General features: G+C 72.3%; 22 protein-coding genes and 1 tRNA gene. 10 read left to right on the forward strand and 13 right to left on the reverse strand.

From position 1 onward, the window contains the following. Positions 1 to 149: 149 nt before the first annotated feature. The gene (locus QPK52_RS12915) at positions 150 to 1,268 is read left to right on the forward strand and encodes a class E sortase (RefSeq protein ID WP_410540317.1); all 1,119 of its coding nucleotides are present in this window, start codon (positions 150 to 152) and stop codon (positions 1,266 to 1,268) included. Between the two features lie 42 nt (positions 1,269 to 1,310). After that, positions 1,311 to 2,051 carry a class E sortase gene (locus QPK52_RS12920; protein ID WP_410537613.1) on the forward strand — a complete coding sequence of 247 codons (741 nt, stop codon included), beginning with the start codon at positions 1,311 to 1,313 and terminating at the stop codon, positions 2,049 to 2,051. Between the two features lie 230 nt (positions 2,052 to 2,281). Here QPK52_RS12920 and pknB read toward each other — a convergent pair whose 3' ends face one another. The 6 genes from pknB to QPK52_RS12950 all read right to left on the reverse strand — a co-directional run bounded on the left by pknB (position 2,282) and on the right by QPK52_RS12950 (position 10,260). Continuing rightward, a complete protein-coding gene (gene pknB, locus QPK52_RS12925; RefSeq protein ID WP_410537614.1) occupies positions 2,282 to 4,294 on the reverse strand; it encodes a Stk1 family PASTA domain-containing Ser/Thr kinase in 2,013 nt (670 codons plus the stop codon). 138 nt (positions 4,295 to 4,432) lie between these two features. Then, complete coding sequence (locus QPK52_RS12930) at positions 4,433 to 5,890, reverse strand: peptidoglycan D,D-transpeptidase FtsI family protein (RefSeq protein WP_410537615.1); 1,458 nt, start codon at positions 5,888 to 5,890, stop codon at positions 4,433 to 4,435. Continuing rightward, on the reverse strand, positions 5,887 to 7,299 hold the full coding sequence (locus tag QPK52_RS12935) for an FtsW/RodA/SpoVE family cell cycle protein (RefSeq protein WP_410537616.1): 1,413 nt from the start codon (positions 7,297 to 7,299) through the stop codon (positions 5,887 to 5,889). The genes QPK52_RS12930 and QPK52_RS12935 overlap by 4 nt, the downstream gene beginning before the upstream one ends. 13 nt (positions 7,300 to 7,312) lie before the next feature. Beyond that, a complete protein-coding gene (locus tag QPK52_RS12940; protein ID WP_410537618.1) occupies positions 7,313 to 8,863 on the reverse strand; it encodes a Stp1/IreP family PP2C-type Ser/Thr phosphatase in 1,551 nt (516 codons plus the stop codon). A gap of 70 nt (positions 8,864 to 8,933) precedes the next feature. Then, complete coding sequence (locus tag QPK52_RS12945) at positions 8,934 to 9,434, reverse strand: FHA domain-containing protein (protein WP_093657085.1); 501 nt, start codon at positions 9,432 to 9,434, stop codon at positions 8,934 to 8,936. Between the two features lie 10 nt (positions 9,435 to 9,444). Then, positions 9,445 to 10,260 carry an FhaA domain-containing protein gene (locus QPK52_RS12950; protein ID WP_410537619.1) on the reverse strand — a complete coding sequence of 272 codons (816 nt, stop codon included), beginning with the start codon at positions 10,258 to 10,260 and terminating at the stop codon, positions 9,445 to 9,447. 322 nt (positions 10,261 to 10,582) lie between these two features. Here QPK52_RS12950 and QPK52_RS12955 point away from each other — a divergent pair. The 4 genes from QPK52_RS12955 (at position 10,583) to QPK52_RS12970 (ending at position 13,898) form a co-directional block, all read left to right on the forward strand. Continuing rightward, a tRNA-Leu gene (locus QPK52_RS12955) sits at positions 10,583 to 10,666 on the forward strand. A 230-nt stretch (positions 10,667 to 10,896) separates the two neighbouring features. Then, the gene (locus QPK52_RS12960) at positions 10,897 to 12,297 is read left to right on the forward strand and encodes a DUF2252 domain-containing protein (RefSeq protein ID WP_410537620.1); all 1,401 of its coding nucleotides are present in this window, start codon (positions 10,897 to 10,899) and stop codon (positions 12,295 to 12,297) included. Positions 12,298 to 12,552: 255 nt separating this feature from the next. Then, positions 12,553 to 13,464, forward strand: coding sequence for a hypothetical protein (locus QPK52_RS12965; protein ID WP_410537621.1), 912 nt, complete (start codon positions 12,553 to 12,555; stop codon positions 13,462 to 13,464). A gap of 92 nt (positions 13,465 to 13,556) precedes the next feature. Further along, the gene (locus QPK52_RS12970) at positions 13,557 to 13,898 is read left to right on the forward strand and encodes a rhodanese-like domain-containing protein (RefSeq protein ID WP_410537622.1); all 342 of its coding nucleotides are present in this window, start codon (positions 13,557 to 13,559) and stop codon (positions 13,896 to 13,898) included. 203 nt (positions 13,899 to 14,101) lie between these two features. Here QPK52_RS12970 and QPK52_RS12975 read toward each other — a convergent pair whose 3' ends face one another. The 5 genes from QPK52_RS12975 to paaA are packed head-to-tail and all read right to left on the reverse strand — an operon-like array spanning position 14,102 to position 17,727. After that, the gene (locus tag QPK52_RS12975; protein ID WP_410537623.1) at positions 14,102 to 15,169 is read right to left on the reverse strand and encodes a 2Fe-2S iron-sulfur cluster-binding protein; all 1,068 of its coding nucleotides are present in this window, start codon (positions 15,167 to 15,169) and stop codon (positions 14,102 to 14,104) included. Then, complete coding sequence (gene paaD / locus QPK52_RS12980) at positions 15,166 to 15,675, reverse strand: 1,2-phenylacetyl-CoA epoxidase subunit PaaD (RefSeq protein ID WP_410540318.1); 510 nt, start codon at positions 15,673 to 15,675, stop codon at positions 15,166 to 15,168. The genes QPK52_RS12975 and paaD overlap by 4 nt, the downstream gene beginning before the upstream one ends. A gap of 38 nt (positions 15,676 to 15,713) precedes the next feature. After that, positions 15,714 to 16,436, reverse strand: coding sequence for a 1,2-phenylacetyl-CoA epoxidase subunit PaaC (gene paaC, locus QPK52_RS12985; RefSeq protein WP_410537624.1), 723 nt, complete (start codon positions 16,434 to 16,436; stop codon positions 15,714 to 15,716). Further along, entirely contained in the window at positions 16,433 to 16,720 is a 288-nt protein-coding gene (gene paaB, locus QPK52_RS12990; protein WP_410537625.1) for a 1,2-phenylacetyl-CoA epoxidase subunit PaaB, read from the reverse strand. Before paaB ends, paaC begins: the two co-directional genes overlap by 4 nt. Then, complete coding sequence (gene paaA, locus QPK52_RS12995) at positions 16,717 to 17,727, reverse strand: 1,2-phenylacetyl-CoA epoxidase subunit PaaA (RefSeq protein ID WP_410537626.1); 1,011 nt, start codon at positions 17,725 to 17,727, stop codon at positions 16,717 to 16,719. The genes paaB and paaA overlap by 4 nt, the downstream gene beginning before the upstream one ends. A gap of 291 nt (positions 17,728 to 18,018) precedes the next feature. Between paaA and QPK52_RS13000 the strand changes: the two genes are divergently transcribed. From QPK52_RS13000 to QPK52_RS13010, 3 genes are read left to right on the forward strand one after another with little or no spacing between them, the layout of a single operon-like run. Then, positions 18,019 to 18,642, forward strand: coding sequence for a DUF5819 family protein (locus QPK52_RS13000; protein ID WP_410537627.1), 624 nt, complete (start codon positions 18,019 to 18,021; stop codon positions 18,640 to 18,642). Beyond that, positions 18,639 to 20,012 carry an HTTM domain-containing protein gene (locus QPK52_RS13005; protein ID WP_410537628.1) on the forward strand — a complete coding sequence of 458 codons (1,374 nt, stop codon included), beginning with the start codon at positions 18,639 to 18,641 and terminating at the stop codon, positions 20,010 to 20,012. The genes QPK52_RS13000 and QPK52_RS13005 overlap by 4 nt, the downstream gene beginning before the upstream one ends. After that, the gene (locus tag QPK52_RS13010) at positions 20,009 to 20,680 is read left to right on the forward strand and encodes a TrmH family RNA methyltransferase (RefSeq protein ID WP_410537629.1); all 672 of its coding nucleotides are present in this window, start codon (positions 20,009 to 20,011) and stop codon (positions 20,678 to 20,680) included. Before QPK52_RS13005 ends, QPK52_RS13010 begins: the two co-directional genes overlap by 4 nt. A gap of 75 nt (positions 20,681 to 20,755) precedes the next feature. Here QPK52_RS13010 and paaN read toward each other — a convergent pair whose 3' ends face one another. After that, entirely contained in the window at positions 20,756 to 22,468 is a 1,713-nt protein-coding gene (paaN, locus tag QPK52_RS13015) for a phenylacetic acid degradation protein PaaN (protein ID WP_410537630.1), read from the reverse strand. A gap of 181 nt (positions 22,469 to 22,649) precedes the next feature. On the opposite strand from paaN, the gene QPK52_RS13020 reads away from it, so the two are divergent. Next, entirely contained in the window at positions 22,650 to 23,282 is a 633-nt protein-coding gene (locus tag QPK52_RS13020) for a TetR/AcrR family transcriptional regulator (RefSeq protein ID WP_410537632.1), read from the forward strand. Between the two features lie 117 nt (positions 23,283 to 23,399). Here the strand turns inward: QPK52_RS13020 and QPK52_RS13025 are convergent, their stop codons facing one another. Next, positions 23,400 to 23,900 carry an Lrp/AsnC family transcriptional regulator gene (locus tag QPK52_RS13025; RefSeq protein ID WP_177213924.1) on the reverse strand — a complete coding sequence of 167 codons (501 nt, stop codon included), beginning with the start codon at positions 23,898 to 23,900 and terminating at the stop codon, positions 23,400 to 23,402. Positions 23,901 to 24,076 lie beyond the last annotated feature (176 nt).

Here is a 24,076-nt window from a genome sequence, read left to right on the forward strand (position 1 = left end):
CCCTGCGTCCGGAGGGCACCTACGGGGGTGACCCGCTCACCGGGCGCCACCGGGCCGGCCCGCCCGCCGACGCCCGTGCCGACACCCACGCCGACGCCTATGCCGACGCCTATGCGGAGCAGGCCGAGCAGCAGGCCTTCGAGGCCGCGGTGGGACGGCTCGCCGACCCGCTGAACGACCCGCTGCCGGGACAGGAGCCGGTGCGGGGGGAGGAGCGGCCGGAGGCGTACGCGCCGCGGTACGCGCCCTACGCCCAGCCGCATGCCCAGCCGCATGCCCGGCCGTACGCGGAGCCCCGTGCGGAGCCTTACGCGGAGGCGTACCGACCGGCCGCCCCGGCTCCCGCCCCCGCCCCCGCCCCCGCACCGGCATCCGCGCACGAGCCCGCCCTCGACGACCGGACCATGGCGCTCCGGCAGACGCACCTCCCGGCGGACGAGACGATGGCGCTGCGCCGGGTGGAGACCGTAGACCCGGCCCCGCGCGAGGAATCCCCCGCACCCGCCTCCGATTCCGCGCCGGCGGCCGGTGCTGCACCCCGGCCCGGTGGTCGCGTCGCGCGGCGGCGGGCCCAGCGGGCGAGCCGGGAGAGCCCGATGGTGGTCGCCAGCCGGGTCGTCGGAGAGCTGTTCATCACACTCGGCGTGGTGATGCTGCTGTTCGTGTCCTACCAGCTGTGGTGGACGAACGTGATCGCCGACCGCCACGCGGGCGACGAGGCGAAGAAGCTGGAGCAGCAGTGGGGCGAGAAGGGGGACGAGAACCGCGACCCCGGGGCGTTCTCCGCCGGCCAGGGGTTCGCGATCATGCACATCCCCAAGCTGGACGTGAAGGTGCCCGTCGCCGAGGGCGTGGACGAGGACGGCGTCCTCGACCGGGGCATGGTCGGCCACTACGGCGAGGAGCCCCTGAAGACGGCGATGCCCTGGGACGAGGAGGGCAACTTCGCGGTGGCCGGGCACCGCAACACCCACGGCGAGCCGTTCCGCTACATCAACAAGCTCGACCCGGGCGACCCGATCGTGGTGGAGACCAAGGACACCTACTACGTCTACGAGATGGCCAACCGCCTCGACTCCACCCTGCCGTCGAACGTCAGTGTCATCGACCCCGTCCCCAAGGGATCGGGGTTCACCGGGCCCGGGCGGTACATCACCCTGACCACCTGCACGCCCGAGTTCACCTCGAAGTACCGGATGATCGTCTGGGGGAAGCTGGCCGAGGAGCGCCCGCGCAGCGAGGGGAAGCCGGACGCCCTCGTCCGATAGCCTGCGCGCAGGAACTGCGGAGGGGAACGGGCGGTGCGTCGGGTGGCAGTGATCGACCAGGACAACGGTGCGCGGACGGATCCGCCTCCCGCACCCCGCCGCGGGCGCCCGCGGCTCGCCGCCGTCGTCAGCCTTCTGGGCGAGCTGCTGATCACCACCGGTGTGGTGCTGGGCCTCTTCGTCGCCTACTCGCTGTGGTGGACGAACGTGCTCGCCAACCGCGAGGCCGAGCGCGACGGCAACGAGGTGCGCGAGAGCTGGGCGAAGGACGGGCCTGCGGGCGAGGGGAAGAAGGAGTACGAGGGCGGGGACGGCGTCGGCTTCCTCCATGTGCCCTCGATGGGCGGCGAGGTGCTGATCAAGAAGGGCACCGACACCGAGAAGCTGAACAAGGGCGTCGCCGGCTACTACACCGACCCCGTGGAGGCCACCCCGCCGTGGGAGGGCAAGGGCAACTTCTCGCTGGCCGCGCACCGCGACGGCCACGGCGCCAAGTTCCACGACATCCACAAGATCGCCAAGGGCGACCCGATCGTGGTGGAGACCGAGGACACCTGGTACGTCTACAAGGTCTACGAGATGCTCCCCAAGACCTCCAAGTACAACGTCGGCGTGCTGGCGGACGTACCCGAGGAGTCCGGGAAGAAGAAGGCCGGGCGGTACATCACCCTGACGACCTGCACCCCCATCCTCACCTCCGACTACCGCTACATCGTGTGGGGCGAGCTGGTGCGCACCGAGAAGGTGGACGAGCAGCGCACCCCGCCCGAGGAGCTGCGCTGACCGGCACGCGCTGACCGGCGCACGCGACGGGCGGTACCCGGCGGCCCGCGCACGCGGGCCGCCGCGCGTACCACCGCCTGCTGCCCGCCGGTCCGCCCGGGGAACGGACACGGAACGCCCGAGGGCCCCGACCGGTCGCTTCCGGTCGGGGCCCTCGGGCGTGCGCTGTGTGCGGGGACCTGAGTACGGGGCCCCGCGTGCGGGCCACGGGCGGTGGGCGCCCGGCGGGATCAGTCGTCCCCGCCGGTCATCCCCTCGATGAAACCGCCGCCCGGCCCGCCGTTCCCGCCCCTGCCCCCGTTCCCGCCGTCTCCGCCGCCGAAGGTGCGCACGGTGACCGTGTCGCCCTTCTTGAGCTGGGTGCCGGCGGGCGGGTCGGTGGTGAGGACGACGGCGTTGCCGTCGTCGGGGCCCGACACGGCGACGTTGAAGCCGGCGTCCTGGAGCGTCTTGCGGGCGTCCTTGAGCGGTGTCCCCGCCGGGATGCCGGGGACGGCCACCTGCTCCTCCGCGGGCGCCTTGGCCACGATCAGGGTGATGGTGGAACCGGCCTCGGCCTTCTGGTTGGCGGGCAGGCTCTGCTGGAGCACGGTGTTCGGAGGCTTCTCCCCGTTCTCCTGCTCGGCCCGCTCGACGACGAAGCCCAGATTCTCCAGCTGGCTCTTCGCGGACTCGAAGTCCTGCCCCACGACGGGCGGCACGGTCGGCCGCTCGTCCTCCCGGGCCACCGTGATGGTGACGGTGGCGCCCGGCTTGGCCTTCTCGCCGCTCGCCGGATCCTGCTCGGTGACGGTGCCGGCCGGCTGCTCCGAGACCTCGGTCTCGCGCTTGACCTCGAAGCCCGCGTCCTTCAGCTCCTGCTCGGCGTCGTCCGCGGCCTCGCCGACGACGTCCGGGACCTCGACCTCGCTGGGGCCCTTGGACATGATCAGGGTGATCGTCTCACCCTCCTCGACCTCGGTGCCGGCCACCGGATCGGTCTTGCAGACGGTGCCCTTCTTCTCCTCGCAGAACTCGCTGGCGCCCTTGGCGACCTTGAGTCTGGAGTTGACCGCCTTCTGCTCGGCCTCCTCGAAGGTGCTCCCGATCAGGTTCGGCACCTCCGGGTTGTTGTCGGTGGGGCTGAAGATCACCTTTCCGATGAAGATCGCGCCGACCAGCACCAGGATGCCGCCGAGGACCAGCAGGATCGTGGACAGCCGGTTGCGGCTCCCGCCGCCGCGCCGCCGGTCGGGCCGCTCGTCGTAGCCGTAGCCGCCGTCGTCGTCGCGCGTCGGCGGCAGCATCGACGTCTGCGCGGACGCCGGGGCCGCGGCGCGCAGCGCGGTGGTGGGCTGGTCGTCGGGGTGGTAGCCGCCCGTGCCGTAGGCGGCCGCCCCCATGGCGGCCGCGGCGCCGACCGGCTGGCCGTCGAGGGCCGCCTCGATGTCGGCGCGCATCTCGTCGGCGGACTGGTACCGGTAGTCCGGATCCTTCACCAGCGCCTTGAGGACGATGGCGTCCATCTCTGGAGTGATCTCGGGATCGAAGGAGCTGGGCGGCTGCGGCTCCTCGCGCACGTGCTGGTACGCCACCGCGACGGGGGAGTCCCCGACGAACGGGGGTCTGACCGTCAGCAGCTCGTACAGCAGGCAGCCGGTGGAGTACAGGTCGGAGCGGGCGTCGACCGTCTCGCCCTTGGCCTGCTCCGGGGAGAGGTACTGGGCGGTGCCGATGACGGCGGCGGTCTGGGTCATGGTCATGCCGGAGTCGCCCATGGCGCGGGCGATGCCGAAGTCCATCACCTTGACCTGCCCGCTGCGCGTCAGCATGACGTTCGCGGGCTTGATGTCGCGGTGGACGATGCCGTTGCGGTGCGAGTACTCCAGCGCCTGGAGGATGCCGACGCACATCTCCAGGGAGCGCTCGGGCAGCAGCTTGCGCCCGGAGTGCAGCAGCTCGCGCAGGGTCGAGCCGTCCACGTACTCCATGACGATGTACGGGATGGAGATCCCGTCGACGTAGTCCTCGCCGGTGTCGTAGACGGCGACGATCGCCGGGTGGTTGAGGGAGGCGGCGGACTGTGCCTCACGGCGGAAGCGGGCCTGGAACGTGGGGTCGCGCGCGAGGTCCACCCGGAGGGTCTTCACCGCGACGGTGCGGCCCAGGCGGGTGTCGTGGGCGAGGTAGACCTCGGCCATACCACCCCGGCCGAGCACCGAGCCCAGCTCGTACCGGCCGCCGAGGCGACGCGGCTCTTCCATAGTCTCCAGCCCTCTCCGTGCGTCCTGACCGTCTCCCTGCGCGGTCCGGCGGTGCTGCTCGGCATACGGTACCCGGACCGTGTGGCAGGCCGGGACGCGACCGATGGCGTGACCGCCGGCGTGACCGGTGCTCCCCGGTCACCTCCTGCCGTCGAGAGCCGCCTCCATCATGGCCTTGGCCACCGGGGCGGCCAGCTTGCTGCCCGCGATGTCGTCCCGGAGGACGTCGGCGCTCTCGATGACGACCGCGACGGCGATCGGGGTCGAGCCGTCGGAGGTCTTGGCGTACGAGATGAACCAGGCGTACGGGTTCTCCTCGTTGTTCTCGCCGTGCTGCGCGGTACCGGTCTTGCCGCCCACTGTGACGCCGTCGATCTGCGCGGGGGTTCCCGTGCCCTTCTCGACGACCGTCTCCATCATCTGCTGGAGCTTCTGGGCGTTCTCCGCCGAGGCGACCTCGCCCAGCTCCCTGGGCTTGTGCTCCTCGACGACGTTGAGGCCCGGCGCAATGAGCTGGTCCATCATGTACGGCTCCATCATCTTGCCGTCGTTGGCGACGGCGGCGGCCACCATGGCCATCTGGAGCGGGGTGGCGCGGTTGGACGCCTGGCCGATGCCGGCCATGGCGTTCTGCGGCCGGTTGTCCTCGGGGTAAACGGACTCGGCGGCACGGACCGGGACGAAGTGCTCCTGGTTGAAGCCGAACCGCTCGGAGTACTCGATCATCTTCTCGTTGCCGAGCTCGTCGCTGATCTTGGCGAAGACGGTGTTGCAGGACCACTGCATGGCCACCCGCAGCGAGGCGTTCTCGCAGGGGTGGTTGCCGTCGTTGCCCAGGTCGGTGGTGCTCTGCGGCAGCCGGTACGGATCCGGGGTGTCGGTCTTCTCGTCGATGTCGTACATGCCGCTCTCCAGCGCCGCGGCGGCGGTGACGACCTTGAACGTCGAGCCGGGCGGGTAGGTCTGGCGCAGCGCCCGGTTGAGCATCGGCTCGTCCTCGTCCTTCAGCAGGAGGTTCCACTTCTCCGCGTCCTTGGAGGAGTTCCCCGCGAAGGAGGACGGGTCGTAGGAGGGAGTGCTGACCAGGCCCAGGATCGCGCCCGTCTCGGGGTTGATCGCGACGGCGGCGCCCTTCTTGTCGCCCATCGCCTCGAAGCCGGCCTTCTGGACCTTGGCGTCCAGCGTCGTGACGACGTTGCCGCCCTTCTGATCCTTGCCGGTGAACATGTCGATGGTGCGGTTGAAGAACAGCCGGTCGTCGTCGCCGGTGAGGATGCCGTCGTAGATGGACTCGAGCTGGGTGGCGTCGAAGGCCTGGGAGGCGTAACCGGTCACCGGGGCCCACATCTCGCCGTTCTTGTACGTCCGCTTGTACTTGAAGTCGGTGCCCTCGGTCTCCTTGGAGCCGGTGATGGCCTTGCCGTCGACGATGATGTTGCCGCGCGGCTGGCCGTAGCGCTCGATGGCGACGCGGCGGTTGTGCTTGTCGCTCTGCAACTCGTCGGCCTGGGCGAACTGGATCCAGTTGCTGCGGACCATCAGGGCGACCATCAGCAGACCGCAGAAGATGGCGACACGGCGCAGGGGCTTGTTCACGATCGGACCACCTGGGTCATCTCGACATCGGGTGAGGGCGCGGGAGTGGGGGCGGGACGCCGGGCGGTATCGCTGATCTTGAGCAGGATCGCGACCAGCGCCCAGTTGGAGATGACCGACGAGCCGCCCTGTGCCATGAAGGGCATGGTCATACCGGTCAGCGGGATCAGCGCCATCACGCCGCCGGCCACCACGAAGACCTGGATGGCGAAGGCCGCGGACAGCCCGACGGCCAGCAGCTTGCCGAACGGGTCGCGGGCGGCCAGGGCGGTGCGGATGCCCCGCTCGACCAGCAGGCCGTACAGCAGCAGTATCGCCATGACGCCGGTCAGCCCCAGTTCCTCGCCGACGGTGGCGAAGATGTAGTCGCTCTTGGCGGCGAAGCCGATCAGGTCGGAGTTGCCCTGGCCCAACCCGGTGCCGAGGATGCCCCCCGCGCCGAAGGCCCACATCGCCTCCGCGGGCTGGGTGCGCTCACCGGTCTCGCGGACGTGGGCGAACGGGTCGAGCCAGTCCTCGACGCGGCTCTGCACATGGGACTCGAAGCTGGCCACGGCCACCGCGCCGACGACGGCCAGGGTGAGGCCGAACAGGATCCAGCTGGTGCGCTCGGTGGCCACGTACAGCATCACCACGAAGAGGCCGAAGAAGAGCAGCGAGGTGCCCAGGTCGGTCTCGAAGACCAGGATGAGCACGCTCAGGGCCCAGATCACCAGGATCGGGCCGAGGTCGCGGCCGCGCGGCAGGTACAGGCCCAGGAAGCGGCGGCTGGCCAGCGCCAGGGCGTCCCGCTTGACCATCAGGTAGCCGGCGAAGAAGACCGCGATGATGATCTTGGCGAACTCGCCGGGCTGGATGGACATCCCGCCGATGGTGATCCAGATCTTCGCGCCGTAGACCGCCGGGAAGAACATCGGCAGGATCAGCAGGATCAGCGCGACGACCATGGAGATGTAGGTGTAGCGCTGCAGGATGCGGTGGTCCTTGAGGAAGACCAGCACCGCCAGGAAGAGCGCTATCCCCAGCGCGGACCACATGAGCTGGTTGGGCGCGGCGATCGCGTCCCCGCGCAGGGCGAGTCTCTCCGACTGGTCGAGCCGCCAGATCAGGACCAGGCCCAGCCCGTTGAGGAGCGTGGCGATCGGCAGCATCAGCGGATCGGCGTACGGCGCGAACCTGCGCACCACGAGGTGGGCGACACCGGCCATCAGACCGAGGCCGAGGCCGTAGCCGAGCATGCCCGCGGGCATCTCGCCGTTGACGGCCAGGCCCACGTTGGCATAGGCGAACACCGGGATCAGCACGGCGAAGACGAGCATCGCCAGCTCGGTGTTGCGGCGGCTGGGCAGACCTCCGGGGGAGATCGTCGTGTTGCTGCCGGTGTTCCCGGTGGCGTGACTGGTGCTCATGGCGTGCGGCCCCCTATGACGTGGTGCACTGCTTGGCGAGCCTCTGCTGCTCCTCCGGAAGGGTGGGGCCGGGGGTGGGAGCGGTCGGGCTCTTGGTGCTGGCGGTGGCGGCGGAGTTGGAGGAGGTGAGGGGAGACGCGGTCGCCTCGGGGGAGGCGGACGGCTCGGAGCGCTCGCCGGCCCCGGCGCCGCCGCGGGCGGAGCCGCTCTCGTCGGCCTGCGCCTCCGCGCGCTCCTTCTCCCTGCGCTGGGCGGCGACGATCTCGCAGACCTCGGCCTGCTCCGCCAGCTTCTCCAGCCGGTCCTCCGCCTGGGCGAGGCTGTCCATGGAGATGCCGGCCTCGACCTCGTTGCGCTGGTAGGTGGGAAGGTACTTGAGTTCGACGGAGGAGCTCCGCTCGACCTCGCTCAGCCGCAGCCACCCCAGCTTCTGGCTGATGCCGCGGTAGATCGCGACGCGGTCGCCGTCGGCCCCGACGTAGAACTGCGTCTGGGTCCACCTGTGGGCGCCGTACAGGCCGCCGCCGAGCAGGCCGAGGACGAGCAGGCCGAGGAAGATCCGCTTGAGCCACCTGAAACGCTTGCGGGGCTTGGCGAAGTCGCCCTCGGCGTACGCGCCGAACGCCCCGGCGGGCGGGGTGGAGCCACCGCTGCCGGGCGGGCCGAAGCTCCCCTGCGGGCCCTCGGGCGACTGCTGCTGGGGCACGCCGCCGCGGCCGAGTTCGGCGGCGCGGGCGGCGGGGGTCTGGAGGGTGCCGGGGTCGCCGAGCTGCTGCTGGTTCTCGGCGACGGCGCCGACGATGACCGGGGTGTCGTTGAGCCGGCCGGCGAGGGTGTCGTCGCCGACGTCCAGGACGTCCGCGACGATGCAGGTGATGTTGTCGGGACCGCCGCCGCGCAGGGCGAGCTGGATCAGCTCCTGCACGGTCTCGTGCGGCTCCTGGTGGGCGGCGAGGGTCTCCTCCATCGTCTGGTGGCTGACGACGCCGGACAGGCCGTCGGAGCACAGCAGGTAGCGGTCCCCGGCCCGCACCTCGCGGATGGACAGGTCGGGCTCCACGTGGTCGCCGCTGCCCAGCGCGCGCATCAGCAGGGAGCGCTGCGGGTGGGTGGTGGCCTCCTCCTCGGTGATCCGGCCCTCGTCCACCAGGCGCTGGACCCAGGTGTGGTCCTGGGTGATCTGGGTGAGCCGGCCGTCGCGCAGCAGGTACGCGCGGGAGTCGCCGACGTGCACCAGGCCGAGCCGCCGGCCCGTCCACAGCAGGGCGGTGAGCGTGGTGCCCATGCCCTCCAGCTGGGGGTCCTCCTCGACCATGACGCGCAGCTGCTCGTTGGCGCGCTGCACCGCGGTGCCGAGCGAGGTGAGCAGGTCGGAGCCGGGGACGTCGTCGTCCAGCTGCACGAGGATCGAGATCACCTCCGAGCTGGCGACCTCGCCGGCGGCCTGGCCGCCCATCCCGTCGGCGATCGCGAGCAGCCGGGGACCGGCGTAACCGGAGTCCTCGTTGCCCTCGCGGATCATGCCTCTGTGCGATCCGGCGGCGAAGCGCAGTGACAGACTCATGCGCACCTCGCCCGTCGGCTCCGGGTACATCCGCACGGTGCCCACCCTCCGGTCGTCATGGTCGCGTTCACTACTTCCGCAGCTCGATGACCGTCTTGCCGATGCGGATCGGCGCACCGGGCGGGATCGGCGTCGGCGTGGTGAGCCGGGTCCGGTCCAGGTACGTGCCGTTGGTGGAGCCCAGGTCCTCGACGATCCACTGGCCGTCGCGGTCCGGGTAGATCCTGGCGTGGCGGCTGGAGGCGTAGTCGTCGTCCAGCACGATCGTCGAGTCGTGGGCCCGGCCGAGCGTGATGGTCTGGCCCTGGAGGGCGACGGTGGTGCCGGTGAGCGACCCCTCGGTGACCACCAGTTTGGTCGGGGCGCCGCGGCGCTGCCGCCCGCCGCGGGCCGCCTGCTGCGGGGCCTGGCGCGGCTGGGGAGGACGCTGGGCCTCGGCGCGGCGGGCCGTGCGCTGGGTCACGCGGGTGCCGAAGAGGTCGCTCCTGATGACCTGCATGGTCATGATGACGAACAGCCACAGTACGGCGAGAAAACCCAACCGCATGACCGTCAGGGTCAGCTCTGACATTGCCCCCGCTTCACCCTTCGGCTTGCCGGTAAATGATCGTGGTGCTGCCCACGACGATGCGTGAGCCGTCGCGGAGCGTAGCGCGCGTGGTGTGCTGTCCGTCCACCACGATGCCGTTTGTGGAGCCCAGATCCTGGATCGTCGCAGGGTTTCCGGACCGGATCTCGCAGTGGCGCCGCGAGACGCCGGGGTCGTCGATCCGCACGTCGGTCTCGGTGGAGCGGCCCAGGACCATGGTGGGGCGGGAGATCTGGTGGCGGGTGCCGTTGATCTCGATCCAGCGGCGGGTCTGGGTGGGCGGCATCGGGGCGCCGGGGGCGTGTCCGGGGGGCGGTCCGGCCGGCATGGGCGGCGGCCCGGCCGGGCGCTGGGGCGGGTATCCGTAACCGCCGGGGGCGCCGGGGGCCTGTCCGGGAGGCGGTGCGCCGTGCGGGGACTGGTGCTGGGAGGTGCTGGAGGCGAGGGTGCGGCTGCGCACCCGGTACAGACCGGTGTCGAGGTCGTCGGCCCGCTCCAGGCCGACCTTGACCGAGCCCATGAACGTGTAGCGCTGCTGCTTGGCGTACTCGCGCACCATGCCGGCCAGCTCGTCGCCGAGCTGCCCGGCGTAGGGGCTGAGGCGCTCGAAGTCCGGGGCGCTGAGCTGGACGATGAAGTCGTTGGGGACGACCGTCCGCTCCCGGTTCCAGATGGTGGCGTTGTTGTCGCACTCGCGCTGGAGGGCGCCCGCGATCTCGACGGGCTGCACCTCGGACTTGAACACCTTGGCGAAGGTGCCGTTGACGAGACCCTCGAGACGCTGCTCGAAGCGCTTCAGAACTCCCACGGTGCACCTCCTTCCCCGATGCCCACGGCTCTAGTGCGCCGGTCGCGGTCGCACACGACGCGTTGCCTTTCGATACTGCTTACTGATCGTATCCACGCGCGGCGAGAACGGCTGGTTCCCCACCGGGGCCCGCGCGCGGGTGTCAACCCTCACACGGATCGTAGAGGTGGCACGGGACCAGTGTCCCAAACCGTGGGCGGTCGATACGGGTGTGAGACCACCCCGGACAGCGTGCTAATGTTCTGTGTGTCGCCAGGCGATCCCGCCGGACCGGACGAGAGCAGTCCGGGAGGTGTGGGAGAATCGAAGCGGCAACACCCATGCGCGGGTGGCGGAATAGGCAGACGCGCTGGATTCAGGTTCCAGTGCCCGAAAGGGCGTGGGGGTTCAACTCCCCCCTCGCGCACAGAGAGCGAGCCTCTCACGGTGACGAAGGTCACCGTGAGAGGCTCGCTTCGTTTTCGGGCCGGGGCGCGGTTCAGGGCCGGTGAGGGCCGGTACGGATCGATGCGGACTGCCGCGGGGGCTGCCCGGTGCCGGGGACGGGGGTACCTTCGAATCCGCTGATCGTCGCGGTCGGCGCGGGCCGGCCCACTCGGTGCCGGCCGGCCGCCGTCCGCTGGTAAGTCGCAGGGGGTGGGGGCCGTGGACGAGCGGCTGCCGTACGTGCCGGGTTTCGCGGACCGGCGAAGTGCGCGGGCGCCGAAGCGGGAGGGCAGGGCGCTGCGGGAGGCGGTGCCCAGGCGCGCGCACGCGGAGTTCTCCGCGAGCCCGGGGCGGCCGGACGCGGTGGCCGCCGTGGAGGAGTCCAACCGGGACCGGATCGCGGAGCTGGTGCCGATCCGGATCGGCCGGATGGTCGCATCGCCCTTCGCCTTCCTGCGCGGCTCCGCCGGGCTGATGGCGTACGACCTGGCGCACGGCACGCCCGCCACCGGTGTCGGCGCGCAGATCTGCGGTGACGCGCACGCCGCGAACTTCGGCCTCTACGGCGACGCCCGCGGCGGCCTGACCATCGACCTGAACGACTTCGACGAGACCGTGCGCGGCCCCTGGGAATGGGACCTCAAGCGGCTGGCCGCCTCCCTGGTGCTGGCCGGGCGCGAGGCGGGGGCGGACGAGGACGTGTGCCGGGCGGCCGCGTACGACGCGGCCGGCGCGTACCGGCACACCCTGCGGCTGCTGGCGGGGATGCCGGCGGCCGACGCCTGGAACGCCGTCGCCGACGAGGAGCTCGTCTCGCACGCCGACGCCCACGACCTGCTGGGCACCCTCCGGCGGGTCGCGGAGAAGGCCCGGCGCAACACCAGCGCGCGCTTCGCCGCCAAGTCCACCCGGGAGACCGCCGACGGCGGCCGGGTCTTCGTGGACGCCCCGCCGGTGCTGCGCAGGGTGTCCGACGCGGAGGCGGCGGCCGTGGCCGCCTCGCTTGAGGAGTACCTGGGGACGCTGCCGGAGGACCGGCTGCCGCTGCTGGCGCGGTACGCGATCCACGACGTGGCGTTCCGGGTCGTGGGCACCGGCAGTGTGGGCACCCGCTCGTACGTGGTGCTGCTCCTGGACCACCGGGGCAGGCCGCTGGTGCTCCAGGTGAAGGAGGCGCGGCCGTCGGTGTTGCGGCCGTACACGGCCCTGGCGGGCATCACCGGGCCGGAGCCGGGGCACGAGGGGCGCCGGGTGGTGCTGGGGCAGCAGCACATGCAGGTGGTCTCCGACACACTGCTGGGCTGGACGACGGTGGAGAGGCGGCCGTACCAGGTACGGCAGTTCCGCAACCGCAAGGGCAGCGTGGACCCGGCGGCGCTGGGCGCCGGCGAGATCGACGACTACGCGCGGATGACCGGGGCCCTGCTGGCCCGCGCGCACTCCCACAGCGCCGATCCGCGGCTGCTGGCGGGGTACTGCGGCAAGTCGGAGGAGCTGGACGAGGCGGTGGCCGCCTTCGCGGTGGCCTACGCCGACCGTACCGAGAGGGACCACGCGGAGCTGGCGGCCGCCGTGCGCGCCGGGCGGCTGCCGGCCGAGCGGGACGTCTGAGGGCCGGGGCCGCGGTTGCCGGCGGGGGCCGGGTGCGGTGACCGGGTGCGCTGACCGGGTGTGGAGGGCTGAGCGCGGGGTCGGGGCGGAGACGGGGGTGCGAGGCCCGGGCCCGGGGAGCCGTAGGCTGGCCGGGTGGCGCCGCCGTCCGGCCGGGGAGCCTTCCCGGTGGGCCGCGGCGTGAATCCCGGTCAGGGCCCCGGTGAGGGCCCGTTCAGGGCCGGGGCGCAGTGGAACGCCGTCGCGAGGAAGCCCGTGGATCCGGAAGCCCAGCAGGAAGCCCGGCAGGCCGGGCACGAGCCGCAGGACGCGTCAGAGGCCGCCCCGAGGAACGACGGGGAGGCCGTCGAGCGTCTGGAGCGGGCCGTGCGCGCGGCCGAGAGGGCGCTGATCGAGTACGAGATCGCCGTGGAGACCTTCCGGGTCGAGGTGGAGAACTTCTCCCGGCTGCACGAGCAGCGGCTCGGCCCGCTGTACGGCCGGATCGAGGAGCTGGACGTCCTGATCGCCGAGGCGGTGGCCGCGTGCACCGGCGACCCCGGGGATCTGCGCAGGGCTCGTGAGGCACGCGCCTCCTTCCTGCCGATGCCGGCCGTGGAGGAGCTGTACCAGGGGTGGATGGACTCCGCCGGGCTGCCGCCGGAGGCCGTCGCGATGCTCACCGGGCAGCGGGTGCGGCCCCCGGAGCGGGTGCGGCCCAGCGAGCGGGCCAGACGCCTGTACCGGGAGCTGGTGCGCTCGGCGCATCCGGATCTGGTGCAGGACGACGCGGAGCGCGGGCGGCGCGAGGAGTTCATGACCCGGGCGAACAAGGCGTACTCCGACGGGGACGAGGAGGCGCTCGCCGCGCTGGCCGAGGAGTGGGCCGCCGGACCTCCGACCGTGAGGGAGCGGGAGGCCGCTCGCGGCGAGGGGCTTTACGCGCGCCTGGAGTGGCTGGCGCGGCGGAAGGAGATGCTGGCCGCTGCCGCCGCGGAGCTGGAGGAGGGCGCGATCGGCTCCATGCTGAGGCTGGCGCCCGAGGACCCGGACGGCCTGCTGGAGGAGATCGCCGGGCGGCTGCGTGAGCGGATCGCCGAGAAGGAGGCGCGTCTGGCCGAGCTGACCGGCCGGATGGGCCCGGCGGGCCGGACGGGATGGACCGGGGAGGCCGGACGGGCGGGTTAGGTTCGTGGGCGGCCGGCCGGACCGGCGGCCGAGTGTGCGGAGTGTGCGAGACGGCGCCGGAGGGCCGGGGCCGGTGAGAGGGGCGTGACCTGATGCAGTACGGCCGGATTCCTTCGGTGGGGGTCGCGGAGGTGCCGCCGGAGGGCCTTCTGCTGGACGTCCGGGAGGACGACGAGTGGGCGGCCGGGCACGCCGAGGAGGCTCTGCACGTGCCGATGAGCGAGTTCGTGGAGCGGTTCGGCGAGGTGACCGAGAAGGCCGCGGACCGGCGGGTGTACGTGGTCTGCCGGGTCGGCGGCCGGTCGGCGCAGGTCACGCGGTACCTGCTGGGGCAGGGCATCGACGCGGTGAACGTCGACGGCGGCATGCTGGCCTGGGAGGCGGCCGGGAAGCCGCTGGTGAACGACGGGCAGGGGCCCGCCCACGTGGCGTGATGCGCGGCGCGGCGCGGCGGGGGGCGCTGTGGCGCACGCCGTGAGATGTGGACCGTGAGATGTGTGCCGCAAGACGTGGGATGTGCGGCGAGGAGCCCGGCGCGGGGGTCGGGAGCGCGCCGGGCTCACCGGGCCTGTAGGGGAGGGCCGTACGAGGGGCCCCAGGACCTGTCAGGGTCCGTCACAGGACCTTCCGGAGCCCGTCAGGCATCGAAGTCCACCTCGACGGCCTCGGTGACCGGCCGGGACTGACAGGCCAGTACGTACCCCGCCGAGACCTCTTCCGGCTCCAGGGCGAAGTTGCGGTCCATGCTCACCTCGCCGGAGACCAGCCGCACACGGCAGGTGCCGCACACTCCTCCCTTGCAGGCGTAGGGCGCGTCGGAGCGGTTGCGCAGCACCGTCTCCAGCAGCGTCTCGCCCTCGCCGACCGGCCAGACGCCCATCCGGCCGTCGAGCGTGGCGGTGAGCTTCGAGCCGCCGGGTGCGGTACGGGCGGCGTTCCGCTTCTCGGCGGCCGGGGAGGCGTCGTCCACGTGGAAGATCTCCTGGTGGACCGCGGGGGCGGGCACCCCCAGCGCCGCCAGCGCGCGCTCCGCCTCCCGGATCAGACCGTGCGGCCCGCACAGGAACCAGCCGTCCACCTCGGGCACCGGCAGCAGGGCGGGCAGCAGGTCGGCCAGGCGCTCGGCGTCGAGCCGCCCGGTGGGCAGGCCCGCCTGGCGCTCCTCGCGGGAGAGCGTGTGCACCAGGTGGAAGCGGTCCGGGTGGCGGTCCTTCAGCTCGGCGACCTCCTCCAGGAACATCGCCGACGCCGTGGTGCGGTCGGTGCGGATCAGGCAGAACCGGGCTTCCGGCTCCTCGGCCAGCAGCGTGGCGGCGATGGACAGCACCGGTGTGATGCCGCTTCCGCCGACGACCGCCGCGAAGCGGCCGGGACGGGGGCGCAGGGTGAAGCGGCCCGTGGGGGGCATCACATCGACCGTGTCCCCGGCGGACAGCTCCTTGACGGCATGGGTGGAGAAAGCGCCGCCCTCCACCAGGCGGATGCCGACCCGCAGCACCGGCTCGGCGGGCGCGGGGACGGCGGGGGAGCAGACGGAGTAGGTGCGGCGCACCTCCGTGCCGTCCACCTCGCGCCGCAGGGTGACGTGCTGGCCCGGGACGTGGCGGAAGGTGTCGTACAGCTCGGGCGGCACCTCGAACGCCACGGCCACCGAGTCGTCCGTGAGCCGTTCGACCTCGCGGACCCGAAGCGGATGGAACCTCACAGCAGCTCCTTGAAGTGGTCGAACGGCTCCCGGCAGGAGGCGCAGCGGCGCAGCGCCTTGCAGGCGGTGGAGGAGAAGCGGCTGAGCAGGGTGGTGTCGGTCGAGCCGCAGTGGGGGCAGCGGATGGCCAGGTCGACCGCGACCGGCCCCCCGCCGTCTCCGGATGCCCCCGCACCGGGGCGGGGCGGTGCTATCCCGAACTCGGCCAGCTTGCGGCGGCCCTCGGCGGTGATCGCGTCCGTCGTCCAGGGCGGGGAGAGGACCGTGCGGACCGTCACCTCCGCCACGCCGTGCTCGCGCAGTGCCCGTTCCACGTCGGCGGACATCGCCTCCACCGCCGGGCAGCCGGTGTAGGTGGGGGTCAGCTCGACCTCCACCCGGCCCGGTCCGAGGATGTGCAGACCGCGCAGCACCCCCAGCTCGGCCAGGGATAGCACCGGCAGCTCTGGGTCCGGGACGGAGCCGGCGATCTCGCGCAGCTCCGCCTCCAGCGCCGTCGTCTCCAGCGCCGTCGTCTCCGGCGCCGCCGTCTCCGCCGGGGGCGTCACCACGACGCTCCCGGGTGGCTGCGGTGCAGATGCTGCATCTCGGCGAGCATCCGGCCGAACGGCTCGGTGTGGACGCCCTGCCGTCCGGCGCCGGCGGCCCAGGGGCTGCTCCGCGGCCCTTCGGGGACGGCGAGGGTCGCACGCTCCAGCACGGTGGTGATGCGCCGCGCCCACTCCCCGTCCAGCCCGGCCCAGTCGACGTCCAGGCCCTCGACCGGCCGGAACAGCTCGCCGGTGTAGCGCCACAGCCCGTCCAGCGCGTCCCGCATGCGGCTGTGGCTCACCTCGGTGCCGTCGCCCAGGCGCAGCGTCCAGTGCTCGGCGTGGTCGCGGTGGTAGGCGACCTCCTTGACCGCCTTGGCGGCCAGCGCGGCGAGTTCCGCGTCGCCGGTGCCGCCGTCGGCGAGCCGCTCGTACAGCAGCTCCTGGTAGGTGGAGAAGTACAGCTGGCGGGCGATGGTGTGGGCGAAGTCGCCGTTCGGCTGCTCGACGAGCTGCACGTTGGTGAAGGCCCGCTCCTCGCGGAGGTACGCCAGCTCGTCCTCGTCGCCGGCCATCGACAGCAGGGTGCGGGCCTGACCCAGGAGGTCCAGCGCGATGTTGGCGAGGGCGACCTCCTCCTCCAGGACGGGGGCGTTCCCGGCCCACTCCCCCAGCCGGTGGGAGAGGACCAGCGCGTCGTCGCCGAGGGCCAGTACGGCCGTGCGGGGAGCGCTCACAGGTGCTGCACCCCTTCCGGGACCTCGTAGAAGGTGGGGTGGCGGTAGGGCTTGTCGGCGGCGGGCTCGAAGAACGGGTCCTTCTCGTCGGGCGAGGAGGCGGTGATCGCGGACGACGGCACCACCCAGATCGAGACGCCCTCCGACCGCCGGGTGTACAGGTCCCGTGCGTTGCGCAGGGCCATCTCGGCGTCGGGCGCGTGCAGGCTCCCGGCGTGGGTGTGGGACAGGCCGCGCCTGCTGCGGACGAAGACCTCCCACAGGGGCCATTCGCTGGTGGTCATGCCGCCGTCCTTCCGTCGCCGTCCTGCTCCCCGTGCTTGCGGGCGTACGCCGCGGCGGCCTCGCGCACCCAGGCGCCCTCCTCGTGGGCGCGGCGGCGGCGGTCCAGCCGCTGCTCGTTGCAGGGGCCGTTGCCGCGCAGCACCTCGTGGAACTCGGACCAGTCGATCGGCCCGAAGTCGTAGTGCCCGCGCTCCTCGTTCCACCGCAGAAGGGGGTCGGGCAGGGTCAGCCCGAGGGACTCGGCCTGGGGGACGCAGATGTCCACGAAGCGCTGGCGCAGCTCGTCGTTGGAGTGCCGCTTGATCTTCCAGGCCATCGACTGGGCGGAGTGCTTCGAGGCGTCGTCGGGCGGCCCGAACATCATCAGCGACGGCCACCACCAGCGGTCCACGGCGTCCTGCGCCATGGCGTGCTGGGCCTCGGTGCCCCGGCTCAGCGCGAGCAGCAGCTCGTAACCCTGGCGCTGGTGGAAGGACTCCTCCTTGCAGACGCGGACCATGGCCCGCGCGTAGGGCCCGTAGGAGCAGCGGCACAGCGGCACCTGGTTGGTGATGGCCGCGCCGTCCACCAGCCAGCCGATCGCGCCGACGTCGGCCCAGGTCAGGGTGGGGTAGTTGAAGATCGAGGAGTACTTCTGGTGCCCGGAGTGCAGTTTGTCCAGCAACTCGTCGCGGCCCACGCCGAGCGTCTCGGCGGCGCTGTAGAGGTACAGCCCGTGCCCCGCCTCGTCCTGCACCTTCGCCATCAGGATCGCCTTGCGGCGCAGCGAGGGCGCCCGTGTGATCCAGTTGGCCTCCGGCTGCATGCCGATGATCTCGGAGTGGGCGTGCTGGGCGATCTGGCGCACCAGCGTGGCGCGGTAGGCGTCGGGCATCCAGTCGCGCGGCTCGATCCGCTCGTCCGCCGCGATCGCCGCGTCGAACGCCTCCTGGTACGCCTCCTGACCCGCCTCCTCGTGCGCCCCGGGACCTCCGCCCCGGTCCTTCTCCGGCAGCAGCGTCGTCATGCAGAGCTCCCTTGCTCCTGGCGAGGAACCAACCGACCGATCGTTCGGTTCAATGGTGGTCTTCCGGTCCCCAAGGTGTCAAGGCTGTGGATAACCTCGTAGGGCCGCCGCGGACCGGGGCGGCCGCGGGGGAGCGCGACCGGTGTCGCGGGGTCGTGAGAGCGGGGCCCGGCCGGGCCCGAGATCGGGGAGGGCATGGATCCACAAGCGCAGAAGCCTCAGGGGGCGCCGCCGCCCCCTGAGGCGGACGGGGCGTCCTCCGGGACGCCTCCGGAGGACGCCCGGGGTGTGATGTCGCTCCCGCCCGCGGCGCGGATCACCGTCGCGATGGCGCTGGGCGTCGTCACCGTGCTCACCGGCGTGCACCTGGCGATGATCTTCCTGCACGTCGCGCCGGACAACACCCTCAGCAAGCAGTACGGTTCGACGGTCTCGGACTACATCAACCCCGAGTTCGAGCAGAACTGGAAGCTGTTCGCCCCCAACCCGCTCCAGCAGAACATCGCCGTCCACGCCCGCGCGGAGGTGGTCCGGCCGGACGGCGGCCGCGAGCGGACCGGCTGGGTGGACCTGACGGCGATGGACATCGACAACATCCGGGGCAACCCCTTCCCCAGCCACACCGACCAGAACGAGCTCCGCCGCGCCTGGGACTTCTTCACCGGCTCGCACGACGAGGAGAACCGGTCCAACGGGCTGCGCGGAGACCTCTCCGAGGAGTACCTGCGACGGATCGTGATGTCGCGGTTCGGGCCCGAACTGAACGGCGGCGAGATCAGGCGCGTGCAGGTGCGGTCGGCGACCACGCCGGTCGCGCCGCCGCCGTGGAGCGGTGAGAGCGCGGGCGCCGGGACCACGTACCGGGTGCTGCCCTGGTGGCCGGTCGACCGCACGGACATCCCGGAGGACCAGTGACGCAGTCCGAGAACGGCTCCCCCGCCCCGGCCGTCCCCGGCGCCAGGCGGCCCGGGGAGCGGCAGGCCGGAGCCGGGGACCGGCCGTCCGGCGAGTCGCCCGCCGCACCGCCCCGGCCGTGGTCGCGGCGCCTGCTGTCGAAGGCCGACGAGGCGGTCGTACGCGGCATCGTCCGGGTCAGCGACCGGGCGCTGGGCCCGTACCAGAGCGCGGTCGTCCGGATCGGCTTCTCCTTCACCTGGCTGGTCTTCCTGCTCTTCGAGTGGCCCCACCGGCGCGAGCTGTACGGCCCGGACGGTCCGTGGAGCTGGGAGCTGGGCGAGCGGCTGGTGGCGAGCAACCACGCCTTCACGGTGCTGCTGTGGTCCGACAGCGCCGTCTGGTTCGAGGCCGTCTACGCCCTCGCCGTCCTCTCCGCCGCCGCGCTGCTGGCCGGCTGGCGGACCAGGACCATGTCGGTGCTGTTCATGGTCGGCGTGCTGTCCCTGCAGAACCGCAGCGTCTTCATGGGCGACGGCGGCGACAACGTCATCCATCTGATGGCGATGTACCTGGTGCTCACCCGCTGCGGCCGGGTCTGGTCGCTCGACGCCCGCCGCGCCCGCCGCTCCGCTGCCGGGGGCGCCGGGGGGACCGACATGGTCGGCATCGCGCTGTGGTCGGTGCTCGGCGCCTTCCTGCTGGTGGCCACCGCCGGCGGCCGGCTGAGCTGGTTCGGCGACGACGGCCCGGTGCTCTACGTGGGCTGGGCGACTCTCCTGTGGGGCCTGTGGCTGGTGTACGGACTGTGGTGGTACGTCACCCGCCCCGCGGAAGGACGGGCCGGGCGGGAGAACGCCCGCCGGCTGATGGACGTCCTGGGCAACATCGTCCACAACGCCACCCTGCTGATCATCATGGCCGAGGTCTGCCTGATCTACGCGACCGCCGGCTGGTACAAGATCCAGGGCTCCCGATGGCAGGACGGCACCGCCGTCTACTACCCCCTGCACCTGGACTACTTCTCCCCCTGGCCCGCCCTCGCCGAGGTGCTGGGGAGCAGCGGGCTGGTGATCATGCTGCTCACCTACGGCACGGTGATCGTCCAGGTCGCCTTCCCCTTCACCCTCTTCAACCGGCGGGTGAAGAACGTGCTGCTCGCCGTGATGATGCTGGAGCACGCCTCCATCGCCGTCATCCTCGGCCTGCCCTTCTTCTCGCTCGCCATGATCGCGGCCGACGCCGTCTTCCTGCCGACGGTCTTCCTGGTCTGGCTCGGGGCAGGGGTGTCGCGGACGGCCGGACGGCTGCGCCGCGGCCGGCCGCGCGAGCCAGAGGAGGCGGCGCGGCCGTCCGGGGCCGACAGCCCCGCACGTACCCTCGTGGGGTGAGCGAAGGCGAGACGGAGGACCGGCCGGTGCGGGACGAGCCGGTGCAGTACGACGAGGGCTACGGCACGGAGGTGGGGGTCGGCCCCCACCCCGAGCCGTGGCCGGCCGGCGAGCACTACGACCCGGAGCTGCTGGCCGGCGGCGACCGGCGCAACGTCGTGGACCGCTACCGCTACTGGACCCGGGAGGCGATCGTCGCCGACCTCGACACCCGGCGGCACGACTTCCACGTCGCGGTGGAGAACTGGAACCACGACTTCAACATCGGCAGTGTCGTGCGCACCGCCAACGCCTTCCTGGCCAAGGAGGTCCACATCGTCGGGAAGCGCCGGTGGAACCGGCGCGGCGCGATGGTCACCGACCGGTACCAGCACATCACCCACCACCCGGACGTGGCCGCACTGGCCGACTGGGCACGGGCCGAGGGGCTGCCGGTCATCGGCATAGACAACCTCCCCGGCGCCGTCCCGCTGGAGACCACCGAACTGCCCCGCCGCTGTGTGCTGCTCTTCGGCCAGGAGGGCCCGGGGCTGACCGAGGAGGCGTGGAAGCACGCCGAACGCGTCTGCTCCATCGCCCAGTTCGGCTCCACCCGGTCCATCAACGCGGGCGCGGCGGCGGCCATCGCCATGCACGCCTGGATCCGCGCGCACGCCGACATCGGCTAGTGCGGCCCGCCGGGAGCCGTCCGGTCCGGAGGCGCACCGCGCGGCGCGCCTCCGGACCCTCGGCAGCGGGAGGCGTCAGGCCTGCCGGCGGACCTCCACCACACGGAAGCGGCTCGCCACGAACGCCCCGTCGCACAGCGCGGCGTTGGCCGCCGGGTTGCCGCCGGAGCCGTGGAAGTCGGAGAACGCCGCGGTCTGGTTCACGTACACCCCGCCGGTGAGGTTCAGCGAGAGCTGGGCGCACTCCTCCAGACAGGCCTCCTCCACCATGCGCTCCACCTCCGGCGAGGTGGTGTACGCGCCGACCGTCATCGCGCCCTTCTCCCGGACGGTGCGGCGCAGCAGCTCGACCGCCTCGGCCGTGGAGTCCACGGCGACGGCGAAGGAGACCGGGCCGAAGCACTCCGACATGCAGACCTCCTCCGCCTCGGGCTTCGCCCCGTCCAGCCCGACGATCGCCGGGGTGCGGACCGTGGCGCCGGGGAACTCCGGGTGCTCCACCGCGCGCGACGCCAGGATGGTCTCGCCCAGCTCCGGCGCTCCCTCCAGCCGCTCGCGCACCCCGGGGTTGACGATCGCGCCCAGCAGCGCCACGGCCCGCTGGTCGTCGCCCAGCAGCTTGTCCACCGCGCCCGCCAGGTCGGCGGTGAACTCCTCGTAGGACTTGTGGCCCGCGTCCGTGTCGATGCCGCCGCGCGGGATCAGCAGGTTCTGCGGGGTGGTGCACATCTGGCCGCTGTAGAGGGACAGGGAGAAGGCCAGATTGCCCAGCATGCCCCGGTAGTCGTCGGTGGAGTCGACGACGATCGTGTTGACGCCGGCCTTCTCGGTGAAGACCTGGGCCTGGCGGGCGTTGGCCTCCAGCCAGTCGCCGAAGGCGGTCGACCCCGTGTAGTCGATGATCCGGATCTCGGGGCGGACGGCCAGCTCCCTGGCGATGCCCTCGCCGTCCCGCTCGGCGGCCAGCGCCACCGTGTTCGGGTCGAAGCCGGCCTCGGCGAGGACCTCGCGGGCGACCCGCACCGTCATCGCCAGCGGCAGGACCGCGCGCGGGTGAGGCTTGACCAGCACAGGATTGCCCGTGGCCAGGGAGGCGAACAGGCCCGGGTAGCCGTTCCAGGTGGGGAAGGTGTTGCAGCCGATCATCAGCGAGACGCCGCGCGGCACCGGCGTGAACTCCTTGGCCAGCTCCAGCGGATCCCGCTTGCCCTGCGGCTTGGACCACCGGGCCGAGGCCGGGGTGCGGGTCTGCTCGGCGTAGGCGTACGCCACCGCCTCCAGGCCGCGGTCCTGGGCGTGCGGGCCGCCGGCCTGCATCGCCATCAGGTACGCCTGGCCGCTGGTGTGCATCACCGCGTGGGCGAACTCGTGGGTGCGCGCGTTGATCCGGGCCAGGATCTCCAGGCACACCAGCGCCCTCGCGTCCGGCCCCGCGTCCCGCCAGGCGGGCAGTGCGGCGCGCATCGCGGGCAGCAGCGCCTCGACGTCGGCGTGCGGGTACTCCACGCCCAGTTCGACGCCGTACGGCGAGACCTCGCCGCCCACCCAGCCGTCCGTGCCGGGCTGGTCCAGCTCGAAGCGGCGGCCCAGCAGGGCGTCGAACGCGGCCTTCCCCTCGGCGGGGCCAAGCGTGCCGTGCTCCTCGCCGTACGCCTTGGGGTGCTCCGGATACGGGGACCAGTACTCCCTGGTGCGGATCGCCTCCAGAGCCCTCTCGAGCGTCGGGCGGTGCTTCTCCGCGAGCCCCTCCGGGGTCAGCGGCGGGGCCTGGGTGGGTGCGGCGGCCATCGGGGACCAACTCCTCGTCGAGCTCGTCGAGCGGGCGGGCGGCGGTGCCGTACGGACGGAGCCCGGCGTGCCGTGGAGGGCGCGCGGGCCGCCGTGCGCGGACGGACGGACAGGTAGATACTGCTACCGAACGATCGGTCGGGGCAAGAGGGGCAGGCCGCCTGTGGATAACATCGGGACCATGCCAGCCAAGCCGTCGGCCGGGGCGCCGGCCAAGCCCTCAGCCAAGTCGCCGGGGCGCGACACCTACACGCCCGAGTCGCTCCTCGCGGTGGCCGTGGAGGTGTTCAACGAGCGCGGTTACGACGGCACTTCGATGGAGCACCTCTCCCGTGCGGCGGGGATCTCCAAGTCCTCCATCTACCACCATGTGCGGGGCAAGGAGGAACTGCTGCGCCGGGCGATAGCCCGCGCCCTCGACGGCCTCTTCGCCATCCTGGACGAGCCGGACGCCGGCCGGGGGCGGGCGATCGAGCGGCTGGAGCACGTCACCCGCCGCACCGCCGAGGTGCTGATGGCCGAGCTGCCCTACGTCACCCTGCTGCTGCGGGTGCGGGGCAACACCCGCACCGAGCGCTGGGCGATGGAGCGCCGCCGGGAGTTCGACCACCGGGTGGCCGGGCTGCTGAAGGCCGCCGCCGCCGAGGGCGACATCCGCTCGGACCTCGACGCCCGGCTGGCCACCCGGCTGCTCTTCGGAATGATCAACTCCATCGTGGAGTGGTACCGCCCGCAGCCCGGGGACGCCGAGGACCGCGAGCGGGTCGCCGACGCGGTGGTGCGGCTGGCCTTCGAGGGGCTGCGCAAGCAGTAGCAAGCGGTGGCGAGCAGGGGGGGGAGGGCGGAAGAGCAGGGAGGAGCGGGAGGGAAGGGGAGCGCCGGGGAGGCGGTGGGGCGGGGAACCCGGCTCCGGGCGGGCCGGCGGCCCGGCTCACGGCTCGGGTTCGAGATCGGTCTCCTCGAAGACCAGCAGGGTGCGGGTGCTCAGCACCTCCGGCATCGCCTGTATCCGGGTGAGCACCAGCTCCCGCAGTGCCCGGTTGTCGGCGGTGTGCACCAGCAGCAGCACATCGAAGTCGCCGCTGACCAGCGCGATGTGCGCGGCGCCCGGCAGCGCCTGGAGCTTCTCGCGCACCGCGCGCCAGGAGTTCTGCACGATCTTCAGGGTGATGTACGCCGACGCGCCCTGGCCGGCGCGCTCGTGGTCCACCCGGGCCGTGAAGCCGCGTATCACCCCGTCCTCGACGAGGCGGTTGATCCGGGCGTACGCGTTCGCCCGGGACACGTGCACCCGTTCGGCGACCGACCGTATCGAGGCGCGCCCGTCCAGTTGCAGCATCCGCAGGATGGACCGGTCGACGGGATCGAGCGGTCTGGCGGGCGGCCGGTGCCCGTCCTCCGGCGCCTCGGGGACCATCTGTTCTTCCGGCATGGCCTGCCGCCTCCCCTCCATGGACGTCCTGCCGACATCCCACGCCGTGCAGAACCGTTTGTCCACAGGGCGATGCCACCCGTAGCCAAAATGCGACGGCGACCGAACAATCGGTAGGGGGCCCGCCGGATCCAGCGCGGCCTCCTGCCCGCAGATGCCCCCCTACCAGGAGGTGC

Origin of the sequence: Streptomyces sp. KL2, from assembly GCF_046529545.1 — a bacterium.
GTDB classification, from domain to species: domain Bacteria; phylum Actinomycetota; class Actinomycetes; order Streptomycetales; family Streptomycetaceae; genus Streptomyces; species Streptomyces radiopugnans.